4 protein-coding genes are annotated in these 5,806 nt (G+C 73.0%); all 4 read left to right on the top strand.

What is annotated here, in order from left to right; translation table 11 throughout:
* A partial coding sequence (locus tag ABZ281_RS34395; RefSeq protein ID WP_356661930.1) for a SpoIIE family protein phosphatase occupies positions 1-2,548 on the top strand: 2,548 nt, incomplete at its 5' end.
* Positions 2,548-3,630, top strand: coding sequence for a substrate-binding domain-containing protein (locus tag ABZ281_RS34390; protein ID WP_356661928.1), 1,083 nt, complete (start codon positions 2,548-2,550; stop codon positions 3,628-3,630). The genes ABZ281_RS34395 and ABZ281_RS34390, both read left to right, overlap by 1 nt.
* A gap of 14 nt (positions 3,631-3,644) precedes the next feature.
* Positions 3,645-4,424 carry an ATP-binding cassette domain-containing protein gene (locus ABZ281_RS34385; protein ID WP_356661926.1) on the top strand — a complete coding sequence of 260 codons (780 nt, stop codon included), beginning with the start codon at positions 3,645-3,647 and terminating at the stop codon, positions 4,422-4,424.
* Positions 4,421-5,704 (top strand): sugar ABC transporter permease, encoded by a 1,284-nt coding sequence (locus tag ABZ281_RS34380; protein ID WP_356661924.1) that lies wholly within the window; start codon positions 4,421-4,423, stop codon positions 5,702-5,704. Before ABZ281_RS34385 ends, ABZ281_RS34380 begins: the two co-directional genes overlap by 4 nt.
* Positions 5,705-5,806 lie beyond the last annotated feature (102 nt).

The raw sequence follows: 5,806 nt of genomic DNA, 5'->3' as shown, positions 1-5,806 counted from the left end.
GGAGGAGGCCGCGGCCACCACCGCCCCGCTCGGCGCGTTGGCGCTGGGGGCCGCGGGCGGGTGGCTGGGGTGTCTCGTGGTGGTGGGAGAGGCCGGGGAGGGGTTCGCCGCCGAGCAGCGGGAGTTCCTGGAGCGGTACGCCGAGGCCGTCGCCGAGCGGCTGCGCGGCGAGGCCGACCGGTCGGCGCCCTCACCGCTGCTGGATTCGGCCCTGCGCGCCATGGGGGTCGGATCCTTCGCCCTGTCGCCCGGAACCGGGCTGGTCGAGACGGATCCGGCCCTGCTCGAACTCGTCGGCATCCCCGAGGGCGGTTTCGACGGCAAGACCGACACCCTGCTCTCCTGCAGCGTCCCGGAGGACGTCCCCGCGCTGATGTCGGTCATCGAGCCGTCCGCCCAGACCCCGGGCCGCCGTGAGCTGGAGTTCCGGATCCGCAGGCCGACCGGTGAACTGTGCTGGCTGCGGCTGAGCTGCCGTGTGCTGAAGGGGCCGGACGGCGCCCCGGAGCGGGTGCTGGGCGTGGTGAGCGCGGCGCCGGTGCTGCGCCGCAGCGCCAGCGACGTCGCCCGGATCCAGTGGCTGACGGCCGCCCTCGACGACGCCACGACCGTGCGGGACGTCAGCCGTGTGGTGGTCGCAGCGCTGCGCGAGCCGCTGGGTGCCGACCGGGTGGCGCTCGCCGAACTGCTGGAGGACCGGCTGGCGGTCACCGTGCTCGATCCGCCGGGTGCCGGTGCCTGGCCGGAGCTGTGGCGTCGCGAGTGGCGCTCGGAGTGGCCCGACGCGCCGGTCACCGCCCTGCCCACGCTCCAGGCGGCGCTGCGCGACGGGCGGATGAGCCTGTGGCCGGCGGGTTCCGTGCTGGAACCGGGGCTCGCGGGAATCGGCCCCGGCGGGCTGGCAGTGCTGCCGCTGCCGGCCAAGAGCGGGGTGGCGGGGGTGTGCCTGATCGGCTGGGGCACCTCGCACGAGTTCGCCCCCGAGGAGCGGGCCCTGCTGACCGCGACCGCGGGGCTCGTCGGGCAGGCCCTGAAACGCGCGCACGCCTACGACGCCGAGCAGGAACTCGCGACGATGCTCCAGCGCAGCCTGCTGCCGCGCCGGCTCCCCCGGCTGCCCGGGGGCACCGCGGTCGCCCGCTATCTGCCCGCCCGGCGCGGGCTCCAGGTGGGCGGCGACTGGTACGACGTGATCGCGCTGTCGGAGAGCAAGGTGGCCCTGGTCATCGGGGACGTGCAGGGGCACAGCGCCGGGGCGGCGACCATCATGGGCCAGATGCGTACGGCGGTCCGGGCCTACGCCGTGGAGGGGCATCCGCCGGACGTGGTCGTCGCGCACGCCAACCGGCTGCTCGTCGGCATGGAGACGGACCTGTTCGCCACCTGCGGCTACGTCGAGCTGGACATGGAGGAGGGCAACGCGCTGTTCGTACGGGCCGGGCATCTGGCCCCGCTCGTACGGCATCCCGACGGCAGCACGGCGGAGATCGCTGTCGAGGGCGGGCTCCCCCTGGGCGTCCTCGCGGACGCGGAGTTCCCGCTGACGGCACTGGCACTCGCCCCGGGCTCGGTGCTCGCGCTGGTGACGGACGGACTGGTCGAGTCGGCGGATCTGCAGGTGGACGAGGGCATGCGGCTCGTACGCCAGGCGCTCGCCGCGGCCGATCCCGCCGACCCGGGGAGGATGGCCGACGAACTGCTCGGCGAGGACGGGCGCCGTGAGGACGACGTGGCGGTGCTGCTGCTGCGCTACGACGGGATGCGGGTACGGCCGGTGCGGGCGGGCTGGGTGGTGTGGCGGCTGCCGGACGCGGTGATGCACGCCCGCCGGTTCAGTGCGCGCACGCTGCGTTCCTGGAGCATCGCGGACGAGGCCGACACCGTGCTGCTGGTGGTGTCGGAGCTGGTCACCAACGCGCTGGTGCACACACAGGGCGCGGTCCGGGTGGAGCTGACCCTGGCGGCGGACCGGCTGCGGGTGACCGTGGGCGACTCCTCGCCGCGGGCGCCGGCCAAGCCGGTGGTCGTGGACTGGGAGTCGACGGGCGGCCGCGGGCTCTTCCTGGTCGAGGCCGTGTCGGCGGCCTGGGGCTCGGTACCGGTGGGCGGCGGCAAGCAGGTGTGGAGCGAGATCGTCGTCACCCGCCCGGAAGGGGAGACGGAGCCCGGCGAGGAACCGGACGAGGAACCGGAAGCCGAGCCGGAGGAGGAGCGGAAGCCGGGCCGCGGCTGGGGTCTGGGCCGCGACCGGACCTGGGGCCTGGGCTGGAACCGGGACCGTCGCAAGGCCCGCGAGCAGGGCCAGGACCGTGACGGTGACCGTGACGGGTCAGCGGACCGCAACGACGACGGGCCCACGCTCGGGGCCGAACGACACACCCCGGACCGCGGCGAAGGCGCAAGCCGGGACCGGCTGGAAGGAGAGGACCAGGACCGGCTCGAAGGCGCCCGCGACCGCAGCGAGCGGAACCAGCACCCGCACCCCGACGGGGGTGGGGCCCCGGGCTCACCCCCACTCCGGGCCCGGGCTCCCGAGGGAGGACCCTGATGCGTGGCCTCGGCCTGCGTGGCGCCGCCGGACTGCTTGCGGTCCTCCTGGCCGTGTCCCTCGCCGGGTGTACCGACAGCGGCGGGGAGGACGAGGGCGGGCTGACCATCGGGCTGCTGCTGCCGAGCCGGGCCGTGCCCCGCTGGGAGAAGTCCGACAAGCCGCTGATCGAGAAGCGGGTGAAGGAGCTGTGCCCCGACTGCACGGTCGTGTACGCCAACGCCGAGAACGACGCGGCGAGCCAGCGGCAGCAGATGACCTCCATGATCACCCGGGGGGTCTCGGCCCTGATCCTGGACGTCGTCGACCCCAAGGCCCTGCGCTCCTCGGTCCGCGCGGCACAGCGCGGGGGCACCCCGGTCGTCGCCTACGACCGGCTCGCCGAGGGGCCGATCTCGGGTTTCGTCAGTTTCGACGGCGCCCAGGTCGGCAGGCTCCAGGGCCGAGCGCTCCTGAAGGGCATGGGTGCCAGGGCCGACGGTGGCGGTGTCGTCATGATGAACGGCGACCCGTCCAGCCCCAACGCCGCCTGGTACGAGGGCGGAGCCCGGGCCGTCCTCCAGGACGAGGTGCGGATCCTGAAGTCGTACAACACCCTGGGATGGCGCACGGAGAACGCGCACGACCACATGACCGCCGCGATCAGCGACCTCGGGCCGAGCCAGATCGACGGAGTACTCGCGGCCAACGACTCGATCGCGGCCGGTGTCATCTCGGCCCTCAAGAGCGCCGGTGTCTCGCCCCTCCCCCCGGTCACCGGGCAGGACGCCGACCTGGACGCCGTGCAGCGCATCGTCGAGGGCGAGCAGTACATGACCGTCTCCAAGCCGTTCCGGCTGGAGACCAAGGCGGCCGCCGCGATGGCCGTCGCCCTGGCCCGCGGCAACGCCATCGACTCCCTGGTCACGACGACGGTGGACAGCCCCACGACCGAGGATGTCCCGGCGGTTCTGCTCACCCCGACCGCGGTGACGCGCGAGACGATCGGCCGGACGCTCGTGCGGGACGGCGTCTACACGCTCGAGCAGATCTGTACCCCGAAGCTCCGCCCGGCCTGCGACCGGGCCGGGCTCACCCGGTGAGCGAGGTGGTCCCCGTGGCCCATCCCCCCGTACTGGCGTTGCGCGGCATCACCAAGCACTTCGGCGGCGTCCAGGCGCTCGTGGACGTCGACCTCCAGGTCCGGGCCGGGGAGGTCGTGGCCCTGGCGGGTGACAACGGAGCCGGCAAGTCCACGCTGGTCAAGGTGATCTCCGGGGTCAGCCCCGCCGACCGGGGCATCATCGAGTGGGAGGGGCGCCTGGTGCAGATCAAACGCCCGCACGACGCCCACGCCCTGGGCATCGCGACCGTCTTCCAGGACCTCGCCATGTGCGACAACCTGGACGTGGTCGGCAATCTCTTCCTCGGCCGCGAGATCGACCGGGTGGGCGTCCTCGACGAGGTCGAGATGGAGCGCCGGGCCCGCGATCTGATGCGTGCCCTGTCGATCCGCATCCCCGACGTGCGGATGCCGGTCGCCGTGCTGTCGGCCGGGCAGCGGCAGGCCGTGGCGATCTCCCGCTCGCTGATGGGCGCGCCCAAGGTGCTGCTGCTCGACGAGCCCACCGCCGCCCTGGGTGTCGAGCAGACCAGCCATCTGCTCGATTTGATCGAGGAGGTGCGCGACCGCGGGATGGCGATCATCCTCATCAGTCACAACATGGGCGACATCAAGGCCGTCGCGGACCGGGTCGCGGTGCTGCGGCTGGGCCGCAACAACGGTCTGTTCGACGTGAGCACCGTGACTCAGGAGCAGATCATCTCCTCCGTCACCGGGGCGGCGGACAACGCCGTGGCCCATCGCTCGAAGGGCGACGAGGGGGCGTGGCCGTGAGCCGCGGCGGGCCGCACAAAGGCGGCGGGCCTGCCGGGCCGGTCACCACCGGCCGCGAGCGACGCGCCACCGGCGGCTGGCAGAACAGCGTGCGGGAGTACGCCCGGGACATCCGCAGCGGTGTGCGCGACGGCGAGCGCGGGCCGCTCCTGGTCATCGCCGGGCTGATCGTGATCTGGATCGTCTTCCAGGGGCTGGACGACAAGTTCCTCTCGCCGCGCAACCTGTCCAACCTCAGCGTGGACATCGTCGGGACCGGACTGGTCGCCGTCGGCATCGTGTTCGTGCTGCTGATCAAGGAGATCGATCTGTCGGTCGGCTCGGTCAGCGGCCTGGCGGGGGCGGCGTTCGCCGTACTGAACGTGAAGCAGGGGGCACCGGAGTGGCTGGCGGTGATCGTGGCGGTGGCCGCGGGCACGGCCGTGGGCGCCTTCCACGGGTTCTTCCACGCCTGGCTCGGCGTGCCCGCGTTCGTGGTGACGCTGGCCGGGCTGCTGATCTGGAACGGTCTGACGCTCTACCTGCTGGGGGCGAGCGGCACGATCAACATCGACGAGGAGGGCCTGGTCGCCTCCCTGACCAGCCGGCACTTCGGCAACGACCTGGCGGCGTACGCGGTCGCGGCGCTGGGCACGGGCGGGTACTTCCTGGCCGCCCGCCGCCGGCGCAGCCGCCACCGTGCGACCGGGATGCCCTACCGGCCCGGGGGCGAGATCTGGTTGCGTACCGGTCTCCTCGCGGTGGTCGCCTTCGCCGGGGCGCACACCCTCAACCGGTTCCAGGGGCTGCCGCTCGCGCTGCTGATCTTCCTGGTGGTCCTGGTCGTCTCGGACTACGTGCTGCGCCGCACCCGCTACGGGCGGCGGGTGTACGCGCTCGGCGGCGGGGTCGAGGCGGCGCGGCGGGCCGGCATCGGGGTGGAGCGGGTGCGGATCGCGATGTTCATGGTGTCGGGGACGCTGGCCGCGATCGGCGGGCTGTTCGTGGCGTCGGGGCTGACCTCGGCGAGCCCCACGACGGCGCGTGCCGCCGGTTCGGGGATGCTGCTGATCAACGCGATCGCTGCGGCCGTCATCGGCGGGACGAGCCTGTTCGGCGGGCGGGGCTCGCCCTGGTCGGTGCTGCTCGGTGTGGTGGTCATCCAGTCGATCGCCTCGGGCATGGGGCTGCTGGGGGTGCAGGACGCCGTGCAGTTCATGATCACCGGTGGGGTGCTGCTGGCCGCCGTGGCGGCCGACGCGCTGTCCCGGCGCGCTCAGGCCAGACGCGGCCGGACTTGAGCGAAGACCTGCCCGAAAATCACCTGATATACCATTTCATACGGAATGCCTAATAGATGGCAAAGATGGGTATGGGGCGGGGAGTCATGAAACGCAGCCGGC

Origin of the sequence: Streptomyces sp. NPDC006265 (genome assembly GCF_040613555.1) — a bacterium.
In the GTDB taxonomy this organism is placed as follows: domain Bacteria; phylum Actinomycetota; class Actinomycetes; order Streptomycetales; family Streptomycetaceae; genus Streptomyces.
The sequence above is the reverse complement of the archived record's forward strand: the minus strand, read 5'-3'. Positions and strand labels throughout refer to the sequence as shown.

Excerpts from the sequence above, each read along its gene's own strand:
- ABZ281_RS34390 (WP_356661928.1), top strand. The coding sequence starts at position 2,548 with ATGCGTGGCCTCGGCCTGCGTGGCGCCGCCGGACTGCTTGCGGTCCTC.